Below are 21305 nucleotides of genomic sequence, written 5' to 3'. Positions count from 1 at the left end.
TCTTGGCAAAGAAAAATATAAATCGTAAAAAATTATTGAAAAAACAATTAGCAGACTTGAAACGTGCAGGTCGTGTAGGTCTTGAAAGAGCTGCAGAGGTAGTAGAGACAGTTGCTCACAAGGCTGAGGCTGTAGTAGAGCATGCTGTGGAACAAGTGAAAGAAGTTGTAGCAGAGGTGACTTCTTCAGCGGCTTCATTGGAAGACTTTTTGGCACTTCCTGAGTTGGAAGACATTGCGACAGCACGTTTGGAAACTTTCTATGAAGCTGGGATTCAATCTGTGGCTGATTTTGCAAATCATACTGAAAAAGAACTCTTGGCACTTAAAGGTATCGGGCCTGCAACTATCAAGCAGTTGAAGGAAAAAGGGATTGAATTGAAAGCTTAAAAAGCACCGTCCCTGGAATCAAGTAGCAATAATCTACTGGGTAATTAATAAATAAGACATGAATCAACAAAATTTTATCAAACAATTTAAAAAAGTTCATGGGCGCAATCCCTCTCCAGTTGAATTGCATCAAGCGATTCAAGAGGGACGTGTGAGAGTAACATCTCGTACACCATTTTCTAAACGACTTTTTTTAGTACTTGGGATAGCTGTTTTAGGAGTAGGTGGCTATTGTTTGAAACAGGCTTTGCAAGATACTGGGCAAGTAAAGGTTGTCAAAACAACTCCTTCTAAACAGAAAGAAGCAACAAATGCCTCAAAAGCCACATCCACTAGCTCCACTTCAAGTTCAAGCTCTACATCAACATCCGCTAATATCACAGAGACGACCTCCAATAAAATGGATATAGAAGCGCTTTATAAGAGAGATTTAAGGAGTGTCCAGGGGGAGTGGACTAATGGTCAGGAAACCCTGAAGTTGACGGATAAGCTGATGGGGGATGTGGAGGTGATGCAGCATGAAGATGGTTATGTTGAATACATCGTAACAGAAACTGGTGTGAGAACAAGCCGCATAGCTTACTTCTTTTTTCCTGCTGGCACTCCAACCATTGATTTAACTGGTGCACTGATTTCAAATCAGGATGATACAACTAAGGATCGTGTTCTTGTGATGTTTGAAATGTACGGTTCATTTTATTACAGGGCTGATGAAAAAAGCGACAAGCAAGATGCATCAGTAGAAGATGTGCAGGCTCAGATAGTAGAGCGGGTAAATCAGTACCGTAAGGATATCAATCGCTCATTGGTAACACGTACAGATGCGATTGCTGAAAATTTTGTAAAGGGATCTGAAAGTCATCGTATTACAGCTGATTGGGTAGTCAATCATTCGGAAAATGAGGGAATAGCGCACTATGACTCAACAACTGATAGTATTTCCAATATCCAAGTTTCAGGAAATACTGTCACTTGCGATATTTCCTATACCACTATCACTTCCTATACTGATGGTCGTTTACCAGCAACAGGTCACTCCAATCGACATTACGTTTTTGAAAAAACTGCAACAGGCTTGTTGATAAAGGATTTTGGTGGTTTGATAGAGTAAGGACTTACAGGTTGGTTTAATGTAGGTTAGGGAGTTAGAGAAATCCAGTAAATTTCTTGCACTTGTCTGTCTTATTTGTTACAATAAAGCTATTCAGAGGTGTTTTGAGCCCCATTTGTCACAGGAAGCGGTGGTATTGAGAAATCCGCACAAATGTCAAAACTGGTTGCTGATGATGTGAATCGAATAAGTAAAGTGCAGATCGTTATAGTCTATCTGAACAAGGGTGGTACCGCGGAATAATTTCGTCCCTGTCTAGCAAGTCTAGGCGGGGATTTTCATTTGGAAAGGAGAAATATGCTACATCATGTTGAAATCTATGTTTCAAACCTTGAAACCTCGCGTGCATTTTACGACTTTCTTCTGACCAAGCTGGGCTACTCGCTCTATCAGGAGTGGGAGGAAGGCCTATCTTATAAAAAAGCAGAGCAGTACCTGGTCTTTGTCCAAACGCCACAGGATTTTCTAGAGGCAGGTTATCACCGCTGTCGCATTGGTCTCAATCATCTAGCCTTTCATGCGGGAACACCGGATGACATTGACCAATGGCGGAAGGAATTTTTGACCAGACGAGTCAAACTACTCTACGATGACCGCTATCCCCACGCTGGAGGACCAGATCACTATGCCCTCTATTTGGAAGACCCAGATGGGATTAAGATAGAGTTGGTGGGGGAAACGAAATAGCTTTAATGAAGAAATTGTAGATAAAACTAACTAGAATCCATTCAAGTTAGGAATTCTGACGTGGATGATTAGGAATATTGGAAGAAAGGTGAAGTAGGTGGGAAATTTATCCATTGATACTCTACTGACGATTGGTATTTCACTAGCAACGGCAGTGGGTCTGATTTTTGGTCCTCTTTTTCTGGAGAGGTATAAAATTTTAAAGGCTAGTGAAGAAGCTTATCGATCTGTTCATAGGCAGACGGTGGAGGGTCAAAAGGATTTGGTGGCCCAATATATTGATGCTGTAACCAAGTATGTGGAATGTATCGAATCAGACAATGATGCTGCAGAACGCAGTAGGCTCATCCTTCAACAAAAGTATGAAACCATTCATATTAAGCATCGCTTGGTTACTGAGTTTAACTCGATTTTGCATTGGCAAATTTTCGATGAGTTCGAGGATTACAAAGAGTTGATGATGGCTGTCAAACACCAAATCGTGCAAGAGGAAAATCTGGAGTCCATTTTGCTCAATCTCATTGAGTTGGAGCAAAAGTTAATTGAGAAAAGTTCGGATGAAAATGGTTCTTCCATAGAGGAAATCAAAATTTTCAAGGATTTGATTCCTATGTTTATGTCCGATTATATCCATCTCAACCAGTTATCAAATGCGACCATAGAAAATTTATTCAATCGGATCGATAATTATGTGGAAGAGGTTAGTCGTGAAGAAGCTCTCTATGATAGTATCGAAAAGGATAGTAGTTTTGATTTTGAAATCGGTGATGAATCTGTCAGCGACTATTACAAGAGGGTCTTTAGTTATCTTTCTGAAACTATAGATGGTCTTGGTGATAAGTTAGAAGACTATTCTGGACGTCTTTCTCTTTCTACTGAGGTGACCTGGCGAAACAAGGTGACCATTCCAATTGGTCCCCATTCTAAAACTGTCACGCTTAATACCAACATCAAACGTAATGTGGCCGAGGACTTTATTACAGAAGTGCTAGAAGATATCACAGAGATGAAAGGATGAATCTTGTAATTATCGGTGTCCAGGCATCGGGCAAGATGATTATTCTACAAATGAAGTTGCCAACTAATTATCCAAAAAATGGAGGAACTTGAGCAAGTACAAACGAAATAGCCAGCCCAAGAGACTGACTATTTCTAGGAGATTATATGAAAAAGAATTGGGCTATTTCTAGCTTGAAGATAGTATAAACCAATTTTCTTAAAGAATACTAAAGGAGAAAAAATAATGTCAAAAGAATTATCACCAAAATACAATCCAGCCGAGGTTGAGGCTGGTCGTTACCAGACTTGGTTGGACCAAGATGTCTTTAAGCCGTCAGGCGATGCGGAGGCCAAGCCTTATTCTATTGTCATTCCGCCGCCAAACGTAACAGGTAAATTGCACTTGGGACACGCTTGGGATACCACCCTTCAAGATATTATTATCCGCCAGAAACGCATGCAGGGCTTTGATACCCTCTGGTTGCCAGGTATGGACCATGCGGGGATTGCCACACAGGCTAAGGTTGAGGAACGCTTGCGGGAGCAAGGCGTGACCCGTTATGACTTGGGTCGGGAATCTTTCTTGACGAAGGTTTGGGAATGGAAAGATGAATATGCTACAACCATCAAGGAGCAATGGGGTAAACTAGGTTTATCTGTGGATTATTCACGTGAACGTTTCACACTTGATGAAGGCTTGTCAAAAGCTGTTCGCAAGGTCTTTGTAGAACTCTACAAAAAAGGCTGGATCTACCGTGGCGAATTTATCATCAACTGGGACCCTGCTGCTCGCACAGCTCTTTCTGATATCGAAGTTATCCACAAAGATGTTGAAGGTGCCTTCTACCACATGAATTACATGTTGGAAGAAGGTTCTCGTGCCCTTCAAGTTGCGACAACTCGTCCTGAAACCATGTTCGGTGACGTTGCGGTGGCCGTTAACCCAGAAGACCCACGTTACAAGGACTTGATTGGCAAAAATGTTATCCTGCCAATCGTTAACAAGCCAATCCCAATCGTTGCGGATGAACACGCAGACCCAGAATTTGGTACGGGGGTTGTGAAAATCACTCCTGCCCACGATCCGAATGACTTCCTTGTCGGTCAACGCCACAATCTGCCACAAGTCAATGTTATGAACGACGACGGGACCATGAATGAGCTCGCAGGCGAATTTGCAGGTATGGACCGCTTTGAAGCTCGTAAGGCAACGGTTGCCAAGTTGCAAGAACTGGGAGCCCTTGTGGAAATCGAAAACCGTGTGCATTCCGTTGGTCACTCTGAGCGTACAGGTGTTGTAGTTGAGCCACGCTTGTCAACCCAATGGTTTGTTAAGATGGACCAGTTGGCTAAGAATGCCATTGCCAACCAAGACACAGCTGATAAGGTAGAATTTTACCCACCACGTTTCAACGATACTTTCCTTCAATGGATGGAAAATGTACACGACTGGGTCATCTCGCGTCAGCTTTGGTGGGGTCATCAGATTCCAGCATGGTATAACGAATCTGGCGAAATGTACGTCGGAGAAGAGGCCCCAGCAGGTGACGGTTGGGTACAGGATGAGGATGTCCTAGACACCTGGTTCAGCTCTGCCCTTTGGCCATTCTCAACCATGGGCTGGCCTGACGAAAACGCGGCGGACTTCCAGCGTTACTTCCCAACCTCAACCTTGGTAACAGGCTACGACATCATCTTCTTCTGGGTGTCACGCATGATTTTCCAATCGCTTGAGTTCACAGGTCGTCAGCCCTTCAAGAATGTGCTGATCCACGGTTTGATCCGTGACGAAGAAGGTCGTAAGATGTCTAAGTCGCTCGGAAATGGAATTGACCCAATGGATGTCATCGAGAAATACGGTGCGGACGCTTTGCGTTGGTTCTTGTCAAACGGCTCTGCTCCTGGTCAAGATGTTCGCTTCTCTTATGAGAAGATGGACGCGTCTTGGAACTTCATTAACAAGATTTGGAACATTTCTCGTTATATCCTTATGAACAATGAAGGCTTGACCTTGGATGCGGCGCGTGAGAATATCGCAAAAGTCACAGCTGGTGAGGCGGGCAATGTGACGGACCGCTGGATTCTCCACAACCTCAACGAAACCATTGCCAAGGTCACTGAAAACTTCGACAAGTTCGAGTTCGGTGTGGCTGGTCATATTCTCTACAACTTCATCTGGGAAGAGTTTGCCAACTGGTATGTAGAGCTGACCAAGGAAGTTCTTTACAGCGACAACGAGGCTGAGAAAGTCATGACCCGCTCTGTCCTTCTCTACACGCTAGACCAAATCCTTCGCCTCCTCCACCCTATCATGCCGTTTGTGACGGAAGAAATCTTCGCCCAGTATGCAGAGGGCTCTATCGTGGTGGCAGCTTACCCTGTTGTCAACCCAGCCTTTGAAAACGCTGAAGCCCACAAGGGAGTGGAAAGCCTCAAGGATTTGATTCGTTCGGTGCGAAATAGCAGAGCAGAGGTCAATGTTGCGCCATCTAAGCCGATTACCATCTTGGTTAAGACAGCAGATGCTGAGCTTGAAACCTTCTTCAAAGCCAACGAAAACTATATCCGACGCTTTACAAACCCAGAGCATCTGGAAATCAGCTCAAGCATTGCCGCACCAGAATTAGCCATGTCAGCTGTTATCACCGGTGCTGAAATCTTCTTGCCACTAGCCGACCTCCTCAACGTAGAAGAGGAGTTGGCTCGTCTGGACAAAGAACTTGCCAAATGGCAAAAAGAACTAGACATGGTCGGCAAAAAACTCAGCAACGAACGCTTCGTTGCCAACGCCAAACCAGAAGTCGTTGAAAAAGAAAAACAAAAACAAGCCGACTACCAAGCAAAATATGATGCGACAGTAGGACGGATTGAAGAGATGAAAAAGTTGGTTAAGTAGTTTAGTATCAAGATTAGAGATTGGAGTAGCACTATGGCTAAAGAAGAATATGTGTGTAACGAATGTGGTTCATCTTTCCTAGCTAGAGAAATTGATTGGGAATTGTCAGATAAAGAATATGGTGACTATTATTGTAAGTATTGTGGTGATTTTCTAAACCAAGCCGGAATAGATGCTATGGATCCTGATGGTAATGGATACGACGAGTATGGCATATGGGACGAAGGCAGATTGGGATTTTAAGTTGAATTTTCTAAAAGGAGAAAAATCTCCTGCCCATTCAATCAGGGTTATTGTTCACTCTATAACTCAAGGAAAAAGTTAACTATATTAGAGTTTCATAAACAAATGCCCAGCCTAAGAAGGCTGGGTTTTGTGGTATAATGGGGCTAGAAAATTGGGGCAGGTATAAGTTATGAGCAAACACAAACATTATTATTTGTTAAATCTAATTGGCTATGGTTTAGCAAAGTTTGATACCAAGTTGATAGAGCAATTTGGGTTCAAGACAAAGACGGATTTTTATAACTATTTCGTTGAGATTGGGTTGGCGGAAACGACAGGTGTTATCAAACAGCGGATGGACTTGTTTGATCCTTATTTTGACAATGGTCGTCGTGGTTGGTGGCAGAAGAAAGAAGTCTATGAACATCGGAAATTATTTATTGATAGCCTGTTTGGAAATGCTGATGTGGTAGAATTTTCGGAAATACTAAAAATGAGTTTGAAGGAAGCAGGATTTCTGAATGAACTTGTGTTTGTAGATCGTCCTCTGGTTCAAACACGATTTAGAAAGTTGCAGGAAACAGGCTTGGAGGCTGAACAGTATTTCCTGCATAATTTTCAGTCACAAGACTTGTTTAAGGACGGTCAGATTGAAGATGCTCGTTTGTATGGTGATGGCTATGATTTTCAGATTACGACGGACAAGCAGATTTTCTTATCTGAGGTCAAAGGAATTCGTGCCAATCGTGGACGTTTTAGGCTGACTGAGAAGGAGTATCGGAAAGCTCAGGAATATCCCAATCAGTTTGTTCTCTCTTTGGTTCTAAATTTGGATGACCTACCTAGAATTGTAACCATTGAAAACCCTTTGAAGGAGCTTAAATTCAAGGAAAAAATTGTGAGTGCAAAGTCAGTTAAGGAATACCATACCATAGAAGATATTTATTAGTGGAGGAAATCGAATTGTGAATCATTCAAAATGGACTCCCAATCTCCCCTCCCTCATTCCTTTCGGTTTCATCTTTGCCAACAATCGCTACACCTACCGTGAGGTCTTCATGGAGGGGCAGTTTGAGGCGGTGGTGGAGGTTGATGAGGCTGGTCAGCTGTCGTCCTATGTCTGGGATTGTGAGATGGAGGAGGTCTATACCGCCCATCTGGTGACTGCGCCAGCAGGGGCTTTTGTGGGGCAGGTACGTGAGGCTTATCAGTCCATTTTGGATCGGGTAGAGAAAGTCTGTTGTGTCGCTCTGCCATTTACCAAAGACCAAAGCAACCGCATAGCCCAGCTCATCAAGGAGAAGTGGGGGGGGCTTCCTGACTATCCCTTTGCCAAGTTGCCGACCTATGGGGCTTTTCGCCACCCCAACAATAACAAGTGGTACGCCCTGGTCAGTCATATTCCGAGGGACAAGCTGGATGGGAGCGGTTCTCAAGAAGAGGTGGAGATTGTTAATCTCAAGGTCGATGGTCGGGAAATAGCAGAGCTGCTAAGTCAGTCGGGCATTTTCCCAGCTTATCACATGTCTAAGAAGTCTTGGGTGTCGGTCTTGCTGGATGAGACTGTGGAGGACCAGGCGATTTTGGCCCTCCTTGAGAAAAGCCGCTATCTGGTGGGACCAAAATCTTACAAGGCGGAGCAAGGGCCTGATTACTGGGTCATTCCTGCCAATCCAAAGGTCTATGATATTGATACCGAGTTTGCGGAAAATAAGGTAGTCTATTGGCCACAAAAATCAACCATTCAAGCTGGAGATATTGTAGCCATCTATGTGACGGCGCCTATACAGGCCATCCGCTATGTCTGTCGCTGTCTGGCGGCCAATCTGGCTAATCAAGGGGAGTCTGATATTCCGACCGAGAAAAGGCTCATGAAGGTGGAGCTGCTAGCCCAGTTGCCAGATGACATCTTGCCTCGTCAAAGGATGATGGATCTGGGTGTCAAGGCAGTCCGAGGACCAAGACGGTTGACCAAGGAGGCTATTGAGTACTTGAAATGTCAGCTGAAAGAATGAAGTAGGTTTGATAGCAGTTTTAAAATTAGGAGGTCCCTATGTCTTTCTACATTGAAAAATCAAGGGGCAGGGAGGCTAGGCATCTTGCTCGTTTTCCTTATTATGCTAGTGAAAAATTCTTGAATTTGTTGCAATATCAGTGGACTCAAGAGCATTTTCTCATCAGCGACCAGCGGTAGTCAACCTACTTTGAGCAAGTAAAAATTAGGTTGACTACGGCTGAGAAACTGGAGCTCTATTTTTCTCTCTTCAAGGGACGGAGGGATGTCTATGCCAGGTCCTATCTTGTTGAAATTGCTATCCAAGCTGGCGCAGCAGGTATTTGGGTCTCCAATCATGGTGGTCGCCAATTAAACGGCGGTCCTGCTTCCTTTGATGTCTCGCGCGCCATCGCCGATAGGGTCAATAAACGTGTGCCAATCGTATTTGATAGCGGTGTTCGACGTGGGTCTCATGTCTTTAAAGTCTTGGCTAACGGTGCCGATATTGTGGCGCTCGGTCGTCCCATTGTCTATGGTATTGCGCTAGGCGGTGCTCAAGGAACACAAAGTGTTGTCGAGCATTTGAACAAAGAGTTCAAGATTGTCAGGCAACTTGCTGGTACTCAAACCATAGAGGACATCAAGCGTGCGCCTCTCATTCGTCAGAACCCAATCAATGATTCTTTTTTGGCTGTAGAGAGTGGAAAATAATTTCCGGAGAGATTTTCTCAAATAGAAGTGCTATAATAGAGCTAGAATACTACTTAGCTAAGCGAAGGAGGAATGTTTATGAAACTGTATTATGCACCGGGTACTTGTGCTCTTGCCTGTTGGATTTCCTTGGAGTGGTCCGGTTTAGATTATGAGGTTGAGCGAGTTAAGCTGGGTTCGGAAGAGTATCTGAAAGTCAATCCTTTGGGAATGGTGCCGGCCTTGGACGTACCAGATTATAAGATTGTGACTCAGGCCAATGCTGTTTTGAATTATATTGCTGCAAGCAGTCCAGAAAGTCAGTTGGGACCAGATGCAGACCTGCAAGCTCAGACAGAATTTAATGAAATTATGGCCTTCTTGACAGGAGATTTTCATCCATCCTTCTGGCCGATTTTTAGTCCCAACCGCTACACGGTTTCTAAAAAAGCAGATGAACTTGACGCTGTTGTCCAAGCAGCCTATCAACGGGTTGACCGTTCCATGACCTTCCTTGATGGCTTAATTGGCGATACAGACCATGTGTATCGCAACCAACGTACTGTCGCCGACCCCTATGCCTTTGTTATGGCGACTTGGTCGGTCAAAACACCAAAACCGTGGACAGAATACCCAAATCTGGCTCGTTTCATGAAAGCAATGAAAGAGGATGAAGCAGTAGCAAAGGTTTTACAACTATCAAAATAAGTAGATGTGTAAGGGGCTCTCAAATTCCCTTATGAGTTTGTAGACAAAGCCTCTTTTAGGACTTTCCTGAGGTGATGCCGGACGGTAGTAAACTTTCTTGTTTCTGGGTTTACTCCTCAAACAGTCTCCCAGACTGTTTGAGCTACCTACGGAATTCCATACCTAGCCATTGAGCCTAAGGTTTCAATAGCTCCGAATGCTTGAGACGACAACGTCTCAAGCATTTTCATCACAGCGGAAAGTCTCGATGTAGGCCCGCTTCGCTCGCAAAATGAGACTAATTTTTTAATTTTTCTAGCAGAGCTACTCAGTTTATTTTTTCAAAGTATAGTTTGTATACATTAGGGTATGGGAAACTAAAATTATTCCCTTATTTTTTATCCCTAAGTTGTTAAAAAATCAGAACATTCAGAAGTTTTTAGTAATTCTAGCCGATTTTCAGTCATCTTTTTGGTATAATAGGTACTATGGAAAAACTCATTGAATTCAAGGATTTTAGCTTTCAATACAAGGCCCAGCAGGAGCCGACATTGAGGGATATCAACTTAAGTATATATAAAGGTGAGAAAGTCTTGATTGTTGGACCTTCGGGCTCTGGTAAGTCAACACTGGGTCAATGTCTTAACGGCATTATTCCCAATATTTACCAAGGTAGTCATAGTGGCCAGCTCTTGATAGATGGTCAGGAGTCTTTTGACCTATCTATTTACGAAAAATCCCTGCTAGTATCGACTGTTTTGCAGGATACGGACGGTCAGTTTATCGGTCTGTCTGTGGCAGAGGATTTGGCCTTTGCCTTGGAAAATGACATGGAAATTCAAGAACTGATGCAGCAAAAAGTGGCTGATTGGTCCAATCGTTTGGAATTAAACCAGCTTCTCAACCACCGTCCCCAGGACCTGTCTGGTGGACAGAAGCAACGGGTCAGTCTGGCAGGTGTCCTGATTGATGAAAGTCCGATTTTGCTCTTTGATGAACCTCTGGCCAATCTGGATCCCAAGTCTGGACAGGACACCATTGACTTGATTGATCGCCTGCACCAGCAGGAGGGAGCGACCACCATTATCATCGAGCATCGCTTGGAAGATGTTCTTTATAGACAGGTGGACCGCATCGTTCTCATCAATGAGGGACAAATCCTATTCAACGGTCAGCCGGATCAACTCTTGCAGACCAAGCTCTTGGTGGAAAATGGCATCCGCGAGCCACTCTATTTGGCAACCCTACGGGCGATGGGCTACTCTCTGGAGCAGGAAAATTCTTTATCAAGCCTGTCTGGTCTTGATTTGACAGGACTTCAATCAGTGGATTTGCTCTTAGACCGAGAAGAGGTCCTTGCCAAGCCGAGCTTGCTAGAGGTTAAAAACCTGAACTTCTCCTATCCGCAGAAACAGGCCCTCAAGGACATCCATTTCACCCTCTACAAGGGGGAACGTCTGGCTATCGTCGGGAAAAATGGAGCCGGAAAATCGACCCTAGCCAAGGCTCTCTGTGGTTTTCTGGATGTGGAAGGAGACTTTATCTGGCAGGGGCAATCCATCAAGGACGATTCGGTCAAAGAACGGGCCGAGCGGATTGGCTATGTCCTGCAAAATCCCAATCAGATGATCAGCCAGACCATGATTTTTGATGAAGTGGCTCTCGGTTTGAGAATGCGTGGAGTGGGTCAAGAAGAAATCGAAAAGCGGGTGCACAAGGCTCTGGAAGTTTGTGGTCTCTATTCATTCCGTAAGTGGCCGATTTCAGCCCTATCCTACGGTCAGAAGAAGCGGGTGACCATTGCCTCCATTTTGGTGCTGGAGCCGGAAATTATTCTGCTGGATGAGCCAACAGCTGGGCAGGATGAGCGACATTACCGTGAGATGATGGATTTCTTAGACGAGCTCAATCGACAAGGTCATACCATTGTCATGATTACCCACGATATGCAGCTGATGCTGGATTATTCGGACCGGGCCCTGGTTGTGGTGGATGGTCAGATTATTGCGGACCAGTCCCCAGCGGAAATCCTTTCGGATGCCACTATCATTGACCAGGCTAATTTGAAAGAGACCTCTATTTTCCATTTGGCTCAGAGAATGGGAGTGGACCCTCTAACCTTGACCAACTACTACATGCAGGAAGAAAGGAGAAAGCTATGAGCCAGCAAGCACTTATCGGCTACCAGCAGGGACGGGGCTTTATTTATGAACTATCTGCTGTCAGCAAGCTCCTCTTTTTCTTGATTGTGTCCATCTTGGCCATGATTACCTACGATACGCGTCTGATTATTTTCATCGCCCTCTTTTCCCTCAGTCTTTTCAAGCTATCGGGCATTGATTACAGGAAGGTGTCTTTCGTTCTGATTTTCACGACCATTTTTGCCCTCCTGAATGCGACCATGGTCTATGTCTTTGCGCCTAAGTATGGGGTCGAACTCTATGGGGCGGAGACTGTCCTTTTCAAAGGTTTGGGGCAATACTCCGTGACTAGCCAGGAATTGTTTTACTTGCTGAATTTGTTGCTCAAGTACTTTTGTACAGTTCCTCTAGCCATTATCTTTTTGATGACAACCCACCCTAGTCAATTTGCCTCCAGCTTGAATACAATCGGGGTGCCCTATAAGGTTGCCTACTCTGTCAGTCTGACCATGCGCTACATACCAGATATTCAGGAAGAATTTTATGCCATTCGCATGTCTCAAGAAGCGCGTGGCCTGGAATTGTCCAAGAAAGCCAAATTGATGGACCGGATCAAGGGTAATCTGGCCTTGGTTATCCCTTTGATTTTCAGCTCACTTGGTCGGATTGATACCATTTCAACTGCCATGGAATTGCGCCGTTTCGGAAAAAATAAAAAGCGGACCTGGTATACCTACCAGCCCCTGAAAAAAATGGACTATCTGGTCCTATTCATCATCGCTCTACTGGTTCTAGTAACGATTAGCCTATTCTTTATCAATGATGGTAGGTTTTACAACCCTTGGGCATAAGATAAGAAAAAACGAGTTTCGATTGCGAAACTCGTTTTTAAAATTATATTCACAAGTAAGGTACATGTAGATAAGTACTCAGGCACCGAGCTGTGAATACCGGTTCTTAAAGTGGTCGTTTATTGGGCATGCCTGCCTTGCGTGGAAACTTGTTCGGGGTTTCCTTTTTCTTTTCGACAATGGTCAGGGTACGCGGGTCGCCATTGGGCAGCTCATAATCATGATTCTCCAATACCTTTGCGAACAAGAGGTTGAGAGCATTTTTGGCCTGGGCCAATTCGTCCTCGGCACTGGATGCTTTGAGGGCAATCAGCTTGCCATTGATCTTGAGATAGGGGATGGTCAATTCTGATAGGATTTGCATGCGGGCTACTGCGCGAGCGGTCACAATATCAAATTGGGCCCGGAATTGCTTGTCCTGGGCAAAATCCTCTGCTCGTCCATGGTAGAAATGGACCTTGTCCAATCCCAGCTCCTCAGCCAGAAGGTTCAGGAAATTGATTCGTTTGTTGAGGGAGTCAATGATGGTCACTTCCAGTTCAGGATAGATAATTTTCATGGGCAGGCTAGGAAAACCTGCACCAGCCCCGATGTCCAAGAGTTTGAGTGCTTGATTTTGAATATGACCCTGCAGGATTGGTGCAATAGAATCATAAAAGTGCTTGAGATAAACGTCCTCTTCCTGGGTAATAGCTGTCAGGTTGATTTTTTCGTTCCATTCTACTAGGAGTTCAAAGTAGCGGTGGAATTGGTTTTTCTGCTGGTCTGTTAATTGGATTCCTTGGTCTGCCAAGGTCTTGTAAAATACTTCGGGTTTCATAGTCCTATCTTATCATAATTTTCAACAAAAGAAAAACCTTGGAAGGCGATAGTTGCCTTTCAAGGTTGAGTCTTACTGACCTTGTGAGTCAGCAGATGGAGTGGTTGGTTGTTCAGAAGAATTGCCTGTTTCGGAACCAGTTTCTGTTGATTGAGCATCGCTAGAATTTTCAGTACTCGTATCCTCACTAGTTGTAGGTTCCGTTGAGGACTCTTCGCTCGTCTCACTGGTTGTCCTGCTATAGCTATAGTAGTTATAAACTGGACCAGTATAGCCGTTTATGTAGACGTTGTTTCCATAACGGTAGAGACCGTCAGGTATTTCCCAATCTGCAGTTCCAACAGGATTTAGATAAGTCATCATATTCCGATAGACATCGGTTGCGACACGCATGCCACTATCCAATACTGGAATCTTACGATTGCTGTATCCTGTCCAGACAGCCATAGAGTATTTAGTAGAGAAGCCAACAAAGTTCTCGTCAGGAGCAACTACACTACTATAACTTGCTCCAGGAGTAGAGGCAATGATTTCCTTCATCTCATCGTCTGGGTAGTTGGAAGTACCGGTTTTACCAGCTTGAGGAATGCCATAGATGGCAGCATTAGTACCTGGGCCAGATGTCAATACGCTCTTCAACATATCGACCATCATGTAGGCTGTTTCAGGGCTCATTGCACGACTGCCTTCAGGTTCAAACTCAGTAGTTGTTCCGTCGGTGTAGACAATCTTGTTGACATACTGTGGTTTGTAGTAGGTACCACCGTTAGCAAAGGCGGCATAGGCTGCGGCCATTTTTTCACTACTAGCACCGTATTTTTTATCAGGATTGGTTGTGTTGCTGGAAATAGCATTAGAATAGAACATTTCTGGGTAGTCGATACCGAGCTTGTTCAAGAATTTTAATGAATTTTCTAAACCAACAGCCTGTAGTGCCTTGATGGCCGTGATATTACGAGAAGATTGGATGGCTGTTTTGAGGGTCACATTGCCGAAGTAAGCATTGTCCCAGTTATAGACTGGAGTGGTAGTGCCGGGATAATTATAAGGCGCATCCAATATAGTGTCAGCAGTCGATTTATAAATACCCTCTTCAATAGCAGGTGCGTAGTCTGTAATTGGCTTCATGGTAGAACCAAAGTCGCGGTTGGTTTCAACGGCTTGGTTGGTACCGAATGAAGAATTACTGTTTTGATTACGCCCGCCGAGCTGGGCAACGACGTGTCCGTTGGTAACATCGATAACAGTTGAAGCTACCTGGAAGGTTGGATCTGGATAGGCCACGTACATGTCTGTGTTATAGATATTCCAGAGCTGTTGTTGGGCAGCTGAGTCAACGTTGGTGTAGACCTCCATACCTGTGGTTAAGAGATTGTAGCCGGTTTTTTCTTCGACTTCATTGATAACCTCTTTCAGGTAGTTGTCCATGTAGGCTGGATAGGCGGGTGCATTTGACAGGGGCTGGAGGCCGTCTGTCACCGGTGATAGGACTGCCTGCTCGTGCTGTTCAGCCGTAATGTATTTTTCTTCTAACATTTCTCCTAGAACCAGGTCCCGACGTGCTTTTGCAGTTTCTGGCTGAGTGTAGGGGTCGTATTGGTTAGGAGCCTGGGGCATACCTGCCAGTAGAGCCAATTGAGGAAGGGTCAATTGATTGAGTTCTTTTCCGTAGAAGGTCTTGGCAGCCGTCTTCATACCATAGTTTCCGTTTGACATATACACTTTATTGATGTAGTACGTCAAAATTTCCTGCTTGGTATTTCGTCTTTCCAACTGTAGGGCCAGCCAGGCTTCTTGGATTTTCCGCTTAATATTTTGGTCCTGGGCAGATGTTGAGAAGTAGGTCAACTTAATCAACTGCTGATCCAGTGTCGATCCCCCTTGAAGACGTCCTCCTCGTAGATTATTGAGGAAGGAACCAGCGATACGAATGACGTCTACACCGCGGTGGCTGAAGTAACGCTGGTCTTCAATGGCTACGATCGCGTTGACCAAGTCGGTCGGAATTTCAGCAGTAGTAGCATTGGAACGTTTTTCTGCCCCCAAGTCCGCAATTAGAGCCCCGTCCTTGTCATAAATCTTACTCGACACGGTCGCAGTAAGAGAGTCTTCTGTCAGTTTAGGAGCTGTAAAGATAAGGAATAGGGTCACAAGACCACCGATAATTACCGTTGTTAAGAATGCGATAATTCCGACGTTTGTGATAAGCAAGAGTGCTTTCTTAAGGGTTGGATTTTTCAACTGAGTCACCACCTAATAGTTTTTCTTCGACAATGGTCAGATAGGGGACGCTGGGATGGGTCCCTAACTGAAAGGCATAGCCATGCTCGCGAACATAGTGCAAGGGCATGGATTTATTGCCCTGAACAGCTTGATAGTAATCTATCAGCTCTTTTGCCGGGAGTAAGTAAGATTCTTTTAATTCTGAAAAGTGTAGAAGGACAAAGCAGATACCGCCTTGCTTGACAACTTCCTGCATATGTTCCAACTGGTGGGCATGAAAGTTTTTCATGGGCATGGAGGTCTTCTGACGGGTTTCCTTGGCTTCAAAGTCAATGTAATGTCCCTTGAAAACGCCGGAATAGTCCGTTGTTGAGGCCTGTCTGAAATAAGCTTCGACAATTTTGGCCCGACTTCGTTTTGGGTAGTCTACCTTGACAATCTGGACAGGGGTCGGTTTCTTATGGATGACCGCAATTCCATGGGAAAGGTAGTAAGCATTGCTCTCATTGATAGCGGCTTCAAAGGACATCCCACGATTGGCAAAATTAACCGTTTCCTTTGCAGAATCTTTTTTTGTTCTAGTGATTTTCCTATTTATCTGATGAGGATAATTGACCATAGAACTCCTTACTGATAAAATAATATCAGCATATTATACCATAATTAGGGAAAAGAGTACAAGAAATGCACATCAAGAGCCTTTTAGTAACAGGCTATCGTCATACTGATTTGGGAATTTTTTCAGATAAGGATACAAAATTAGTCATCATCAAAGAGGCTATTCGCAGAGACCTGATCAAGTTTTTAGAAAATGATGGGGTAGAGTGGTTTATTCTGACTGGAAATCTGGGCTTTGAGTATTGGTGTTTGGAAGTTTTGTTGGATTTGAGGCAGGAAGGCTATGACTTTCAGATGGCTACCATTTTTTCCTTTGAAAGCCATGGAGAGAATTGGAACGAAACTAACCAAGTCAAGCTAGCCCGATTTAAGCAGGTGGATTTTGTTAAATACCTCTATGTTCGCTATGAAAATCCTGGGCAATTTAAGCTGATTAACCAGTTCTTGTTGGACCATACGGAGGGAGCCTATTTATTCTATGATCCTGAAAATGAAACAAACTTGAAATATCTCTATACTTCAATCGTAAACAAAGAAGATTATACTGTTAAGGTACTGAGTTTTGACGATTTAAATGAAGTAGCGGAAAATTTTTCTAATTCTGAGTGATTTGGCTTGATTTTTCCTTATTTTTTTTAATATAATAGAAGTAGTGATGTTTAAAGAAAAGGATGAGACAGATGGCGAGTATTAAGTTGACGACAAAGGATATCTTTGAGCAGGATTTTAAGATTGGTTTTCGTGGTTATGATCAAGACGAGGTCAATGATTTTCTTGATGAAATCATGAAGGATTACGATGCCTATGAAGCCATTGTAAAGGAATTGAAGGGCGAGATCGCTAGGCTTAAAGCCCAGCTGGCAAATGCTTCTCGTCAACCAGCCCCTGTTGCAGAGGAGCCAGAAGCTTTCCGTGCAGAGCGGATGAGTTCAGCTACAAACTTTGATATTCTCCGTCGCATCAATCGTCTGGAGAAAGAAGTCTTTGGTAAACAGATTGCCCAAGAGTAGTAGATAGACATGTGTAATTTTCGGATAATCGCGTGGTAGTAATCTACCATGAGGAAAGTCCATGCTAGCACCAGCTGCAATGCTGGTAGTGTTTGTGCTAGGCGAACCAATAAGCCTAGGGACGTCTTTGACGTTACGGCGGTTAAAATGGCTACGTCCTTGGATATGCCAGAGTAGGCCTGAAAGTGCCACAGTGACGAAGTTTTTATGGAAACGTAAAAAATGGAACGCGGTAAACCCCTCAAGCTAGCAACCCAAACTTTGGTCGGGGCATGGGATGGATGGAACGGTACTCCCAGAGTAGAACAGAAATCCTGACTGCGTAAGCGGTAGACAGATGATTATCGAAGGTGGTAGGACCTAGTACCACTGGAACAAAACATGGCTTATAGAAAATTGCATAATAGGTGGCTAGCTTTGCTAGCTTTTATTATAGAGGAAAAAGATGAAAAAACAATTTGAATTAATTGCGACAGCGGCAGCTGGTTTAGAGGCGGTCGTTGGTCGTGAAATTCGAGAACTGGGCTACGACTGTCAAGTTGAAAATGGGCGCGTGCGTTTCCAAGGGGATGTCAAATCTATCATTGAAACCAACCTTTGGTTGCGTTCGGCAGACCGGATTAAAATTGTCGTGGGGAGTTTTCCAGCACGCACCTTTGAGGAACTCTTCCAGGGGGTCTTTGCCTTGGACTGGGAAAACTATCTACCCTTGGGCAGTAAATTTCCGATTTCAAAAGCCAAATGTGTCAAATCCAAGCTCCACAATGAGCCGAGTGTACAGGCCATTTCTAAAAAGGCTGTCGTAAAAAAGTTGCAAAAGCATTTTTCGCGTCCAGAAGGCGTTCCCTTGCAGGAAGTTGGGGCAGAGTTTAAGATTGAAGTCTCCATCCTGAAAGATGTGGCCACGGTATTGATTGACACGACGGGTTCCAGCCTCTTCAAACGTGGCTACCGCGTTGAAAAAGGTGGCGCGCCCATTAAGGAAAATATGGCGGCAGCCATTTTACAGCTGTCTAACTGGTACCCAGACAAGCCTTTGATCGATCCGACCTGTGGTTCGGGCACTTTCTGTATTGAGGCGGCCATGTTGGCTAAGAATATGGCTCCGGGGCTCAAACGCAGTTTTGCCTTTGAAGAATGGCCTTGGGTTGATGAGGAGCTGGTTGCACAAGCTCGCAAAAATGCGCAGGCAGCGGTCAAATCTGACCTAGTCTTGGATATTGCCGGTTCAGACATCGATGCCCGTATGGTCGAAATGGCCAAGAAAAATGCCTTTGCGGCCGAAGTAGACCAAGATATTGTCTTTAAGCAAATGCGCTTGCAGGACTTGCATACAGACAAGATAAATGGAGTTATTATTTCAAACCCACCTTACGGTGAGCGTTTGTTGGATGATGAGGCCATTATCAAGCTCTACCAAGAAATGGGGCAGACCTTTGAGCCTTTGAAAACATGGTCTAAATTTATCTTGACCAGCGACGAGCAATTTGAGCAGCGGTTTGGAAAACAAGCAGATAAAAAACGGAAATTATACAATGGTACGCTGAAGGTTGACTTGTATCAATTCTTTGGTCAACGAGTAAAACGTTCATAGAATAAAGTGAGGTAGATATGTCAAAGAAACATGAGAAGGCACAAGCAGAGCCAGTTAAGGACGAGCAGTTTCTGGACTTTGAAGCAGCAAAAGATATGACTATTGGTCAGGCAGCACAAAAACAGCAGGAAATTGAGGCTGGCATTACCGATACGGATGGCCTTTTAGACCGCTATATCAAGCAACACCGAGATGAGATTGAATCTCAAAAATTTGAGACAAGAACAATCCCTGTCATCAAGGATTCGACTGTTATTCCGGTGGTTGAATCAGCTAACTTGACTTCGGATGAGTTGGAAACGGCAGCTGCGGCAGCACATTCACAAGAAGAACCGAAGCCAGTTGAGTCAAGCCCTGTTGTTGAGCCTCTAAAAACTCCTGCAGAAGAAGTCGCTTATTTTGATTTGACAGATGGATCCGAAGAAAAGCCCAAGAAAAAAGGATTCTGGATTTTTGGAACCCTCTTGGCGGCATTGGTTGCTATTTTGGCTTCCCTCTTTTTCTGGATGAACCAAAATAATGCAGATCAGACAGCTTCTAGCTCTTCGTCATCAAGTTCGACCAAACAGTCTTCTAGTACAACCTCATCAAGCTCAACTCCATCCGAGTTTACAGACTTTACCAAGCTGTACGAGAGCTTCTTTACGGATTCGAGCTTGTCTAAATTGAAGAATTCAGAATTTGGTAAATTAGAGGAATTAAAGGCACTCTTGGACAAGATTGATCCAGACAGTGATGCTTATAAGGAAGCCAAGGCCAACTATGATAAATTAGAAAAAGCTATCGCAGCTGTCAACGGCATCAATGAACAATTTGATAAGCCGATTCTTGTTGATGGCGAATTGGATACCACGGCGACTGTTAAGGCTGGAGCAACTCTAGAAGCGGTAGCGACTGGAATCAGCGGTGTTGATGCGACGATCACTTCAGCTGTTAACTTTGCTCGATCACAAGAGGAAAACCAACAGGCTATTGCTGGAGCGGTCGTACCGGCTGAACAAGCAGCGCCAGCTGCCCAGGCTGGAACCCCAGCACCAGCTCCCGCAGAATCAAGTGCAGCATCAGCGCTTGCCAGCGCGTCAACAAGTCCTGCCGAAGTGCAAAATGCAGCATCCCAATTCGGGATTCCAGTTCCTCCTGGTGTGACCTTGCAACGTCACTTGAGCCGCGTGCCTTATAACCAAGCCATGATTGATGACGTTAACAATCCCGCTTGGACCTTTAACCCAGGTATTTTGGAAAAAATTGTCGAAACATCTCAAAAACGTGGCTATATCACAGGTAATCAGTATATCTTGGAGAAGGTCAATATCATCAACGGTAATGGCTACTACAATATGTTTAAACCAGATGGCACCTATCTCTTTTCTATCAATGCTAAGACCGGTTACTTTGTCGGAAATGCGCGTGGAAATGCAGATGCTTTAGATTATTAGGAACATAAGAAAAAAGCGGGAGACCGCTTTTTTTGATGTTATGGTGTGGTTTCAATTTCATCTACAGACAAAACTGCCTGGCTGGAATGGACGAGATAGGTCGTTCCGTCTTCAAAGCGAATTTGCAATTGGTCGCCATCGCTGTAATCAGTCCACTCTTTAACCTTACCAGTCTTGATGCTTCCATCGGGAAGTTTGACCTAGGCGTAATTGAAGGTGTAGTTGGTGTCAAAAAATGTCTTGTTACCGCAAGCTGACAGCATCATCAGGCTAGCCAGTGCCAGAGTAGAAAGAAGGATTTTCTTCATACCAAGCTCCTTAAATGGGTTTTCGTTCAAAGGCATCTGTCGAAATGCCCTGAGAAAGGATTAGTTTGGCCCATTCTTTGGCAGAATGGAGGCTGTGGTCCTTGTAGTTACCACAAGACTCGATGGTTGTCCCAGGAACATCTTCCCAGCTAATGCCGTCTGCGATTTCTTCCAAACTAGATTTAATGACTTCAGCGATTTGGACAGAATCTTGCTTGCCCCACATAATCATGTGAAAACCGGTTCGGCAACCGAAAGGTGAGCAGTCGATGAGTCCGTCAATCCGTTGGCGAATCAGCTTAGCCAGCAGGTGTTCAATGGTGTGCAACCCCGCTGTATCCATGGCATTTTCATTGGGTTGGATGAGGCGAATATCAAAGTTGGTGATGACATCACCCTTTGGTCCGATCTCCTCAGAAATCAAGCGGATATACGGGGCTTTGACGATAGTGTGGTCCAGTTCAAAACTTTCTACAATAACTTCTTTGGTCATAATTTCCTCCATTTGGGTTGATGAAAACATTATACCATATTTGTCAATTTGCAATTGTGAAATCGTTTAAATTATGGTAAAATAGATTCAGATTTTGTGTAATGCAAAATAAAATTGAAAGAGGTAGGAAG

Annotated in this window: 21 protein-coding genes, 1 other RNA gene and 1 pseudogene; 19 read left to right on the top strand and 4 right to left on the bottom strand. The window is 44.3% G+C overall.

Going from position 1 to position 21305, the window contains the following annotated elements; translation table 11 throughout:
- Positions 1-2: 2 nt before the first annotated feature.
- From AB1F57_RS10815 to AB1F57_RS10755, 13 genes and pseudogenes are all read left to right on the top strand, one after another.
- Complete coding sequence (locus tag AB1F57_RS10815) at positions 3-389, top strand: helix-hairpin-helix domain-containing protein (RefSeq protein WP_367986357.1); 387 nt, start codon at positions 3-5, stop codon at positions 387-389.
- 58 nt (positions 390-447) lie between these two features.
- Positions 448-1500 (top strand): hypothetical protein, encoded by a 1053-nt coding sequence (locus AB1F57_RS10810; protein WP_367985739.1) that lies wholly within the window; start codon positions 448-450, stop codon positions 1498-1500.
- Positions 1501-1797: 297 nt separating this feature from the next.
- Complete coding sequence (locus AB1F57_RS10805) at positions 1798-2187, top strand: VOC family protein (RefSeq protein WP_105137335.1); 390 nt, start codon at positions 1798-1800, stop codon at positions 2185-2187.
- 97 nt (positions 2188-2284) lie between these two features.
- A complete protein-coding gene (locus AB1F57_RS10800; protein WP_105137336.1) occupies positions 2285-3205 on the top strand; it encodes a hypothetical protein in 921 nt (306 codons plus the stop codon).
- A gap of 225 nt (positions 3206-3430) precedes the next feature.
- Positions 3431-6082, top strand: coding sequence for a valine--tRNA ligase (locus tag AB1F57_RS10795; RefSeq protein WP_367985738.1), 2652 nt, complete (start codon positions 3431-3433; stop codon positions 6080-6082).
- Positions 6083-6115: 33 nt separating this feature from the next.
- A complete protein-coding gene (locus AB1F57_RS10790; RefSeq protein ID WP_167785754.1) occupies positions 6116-6325 on the top strand; it encodes a hypothetical protein in 210 nt (69 codons plus the stop codon).
- Between the two features lie 172 nt (positions 6326-6497).
- The gene (locus AB1F57_RS10785) at positions 6498-7256 is read left to right on the top strand and encodes a DUF3883 domain-containing protein (protein ID WP_167785755.1); all 759 of its coding nucleotides are present in this window, start codon (positions 6498-6500) and stop codon (positions 7254-7256) included.
- Positions 7257-7365: 109 nt separating this feature from the next.
- Positions 7366-8322: an MmcQ/YjbR family DNA-binding protein gene (locus AB1F57_RS10780; protein ID WP_367986356.1), complete on the top strand. Its 957-nt coding sequence runs from the start codon at positions 7366-7368 to the stop codon at positions 8320-8322.
- A gap of 38 nt (positions 8323-8360) precedes the next feature.
- Positions 8361-8501, top strand: coding sequence for a hypothetical protein (locus AB1F57_RS10775; RefSeq protein ID WP_167785756.1), 141 nt, complete (start codon positions 8361-8363; stop codon positions 8499-8501).
- A 111-nt stretch (positions 8502-8612) separates the two neighbouring features.
- Positions 8613-9014: pseudogene (locus AB1F57_RS10770) on the top strand (alpha-hydroxy-acid oxidizing protein); the annotation flags it as partial.
- Positions 9015-9092: 78 nt separating this feature from the next.
- A complete protein-coding gene (locus AB1F57_RS10765) occupies positions 9093-9701 on the top strand; it encodes a glutathione S-transferase family protein (RefSeq protein ID WP_167785757.1) in 609 nt (202 codons plus the stop codon).
- Positions 9702-10168: 467 nt separating this feature from the next.
- Positions 10169-11842 carry an ABC transporter ATP-binding protein gene (locus AB1F57_RS10760; RefSeq protein ID WP_367985737.1) on the top strand — a complete coding sequence of 558 codons (1674 nt, stop codon included), beginning with the start codon at positions 10169-10171 and terminating at the stop codon, positions 11840-11842.
- Positions 11839-12672 (top strand): energy-coupling factor transporter transmembrane protein EcfT, encoded by an 834-nt coding sequence (locus tag AB1F57_RS10755; protein ID WP_367985736.1) that lies wholly within the window; start codon positions 11839-11841, stop codon positions 12670-12672. Before AB1F57_RS10760 ends, AB1F57_RS10755 begins: the two co-directional genes overlap by 4 nt.
- Before the next feature lie 106 nt (positions 12673-12778).
- Here the strand turns inward: AB1F57_RS10755 and rsmG are convergent, their stop codons facing one another.
- From rsmG to recU, 3 genes are all read right to left on the bottom strand, one after another.
- On the bottom strand, positions 12779-13492 hold the full coding sequence (gene rsmG / locus AB1F57_RS10750; RefSeq protein ID WP_170239337.1) for a 16S rRNA (guanine(527)-N(7))-methyltransferase RsmG: 714 nt from the start codon (positions 13490-13492) through the stop codon (positions 12779-12781).
- A 72-nt stretch (positions 13493-13564) separates the two neighbouring features.
- The gene (pbp1a, locus tag AB1F57_RS10745) at positions 13565-15733 is read right to left on the bottom strand and encodes a penicillin-binding protein PBP1A (RefSeq protein WP_167785761.1); all 2169 of its coding nucleotides are present in this window, start codon (positions 15731-15733) and stop codon (positions 13565-13567) included.
- Positions 15714-16334, bottom strand: coding sequence for a Holliday junction resolvase RecU (gene recU / locus AB1F57_RS10740; protein ID WP_105111215.1), 621 nt, complete (start codon positions 16332-16334; stop codon positions 15714-15716). Before recU ends, pbp1a begins: the two co-directional genes overlap by 20 nt.
- Before the next feature lie 71 nt (positions 16335-16405).
- Between recU and AB1F57_RS10735 the strand changes: the two genes are divergently transcribed.
- From AB1F57_RS10735 to AB1F57_RS10710, 6 genes are all read left to right on the top strand, one after another.
- Positions 16406-16942 (top strand): DUF1273 domain-containing protein, encoded by a 537-nt coding sequence (locus tag AB1F57_RS10735; RefSeq protein WP_161943429.1) that lies wholly within the window; start codon positions 16406-16408, stop codon positions 16940-16942.
- A gap of 71 nt (positions 16943-17013) precedes the next feature.
- Complete coding sequence (gene gpsB / locus AB1F57_RS10730) at positions 17014-17343, top strand: cell division regulator GpsB (protein WP_105111217.1); 330 nt, start codon at positions 17014-17016, stop codon at positions 17341-17343.
- A 16-nt stretch (positions 17344-17359) separates the two neighbouring features.
- Positions 17360-17737, top strand: an RNA gene (gene rnpB, locus AB1F57_RS10725) — RNase P RNA component class B.
- A gap of 51 nt (positions 17738-17788) precedes the next feature.
- A complete protein-coding gene (locus AB1F57_RS10720; protein WP_105137377.1) occupies positions 17789-18937 on the top strand; it encodes a class I SAM-dependent RNA methyltransferase in 1149 nt (382 codons plus the stop codon).
- A gap of 17 nt (positions 18938-18954) precedes the next feature.
- Positions 18955-20373, top strand: coding sequence for a cell division site-positioning protein MapZ family protein (locus AB1F57_RS10715; RefSeq protein ID WP_167785764.1), 1419 nt, complete (start codon positions 18955-18957; stop codon positions 20371-20373).
- A 32-nt stretch (positions 20374-20405) separates the two neighbouring features.
- Positions 20406-20630, top strand: coding sequence for a hypothetical protein (locus AB1F57_RS10710; RefSeq protein WP_367985735.1), 225 nt, complete (start codon positions 20406-20408; stop codon positions 20628-20630).
- Between the two features lie 61 nt (positions 20631-20691).
- On the opposite strand, the gene AB1F57_RS10705 is transcribed toward AB1F57_RS10710, so the two are convergent.
- Positions 20692-21174, bottom strand: a complete 483-nt coding sequence (locus AB1F57_RS10705; protein WP_105123447.1) for an S-ribosylhomocysteine lyase — start codon at positions 21172-21174, stop codon at positions 20692-20694.
- Positions 21175-21305 lie beyond the last annotated feature (131 nt).

The organism is Streptococcus nasisuis, assembly GCF_040836615.1.
GTDB classification, from domain to species: domain Bacteria; phylum Bacillota; class Bacilli; order Lactobacillales; family Streptococcaceae; genus Streptococcus; species Streptococcus suis_V.
The sequence above is the reverse complement of the archived record's forward strand: the minus strand, read 5'-3'. Positions and strand labels throughout refer to the sequence as shown.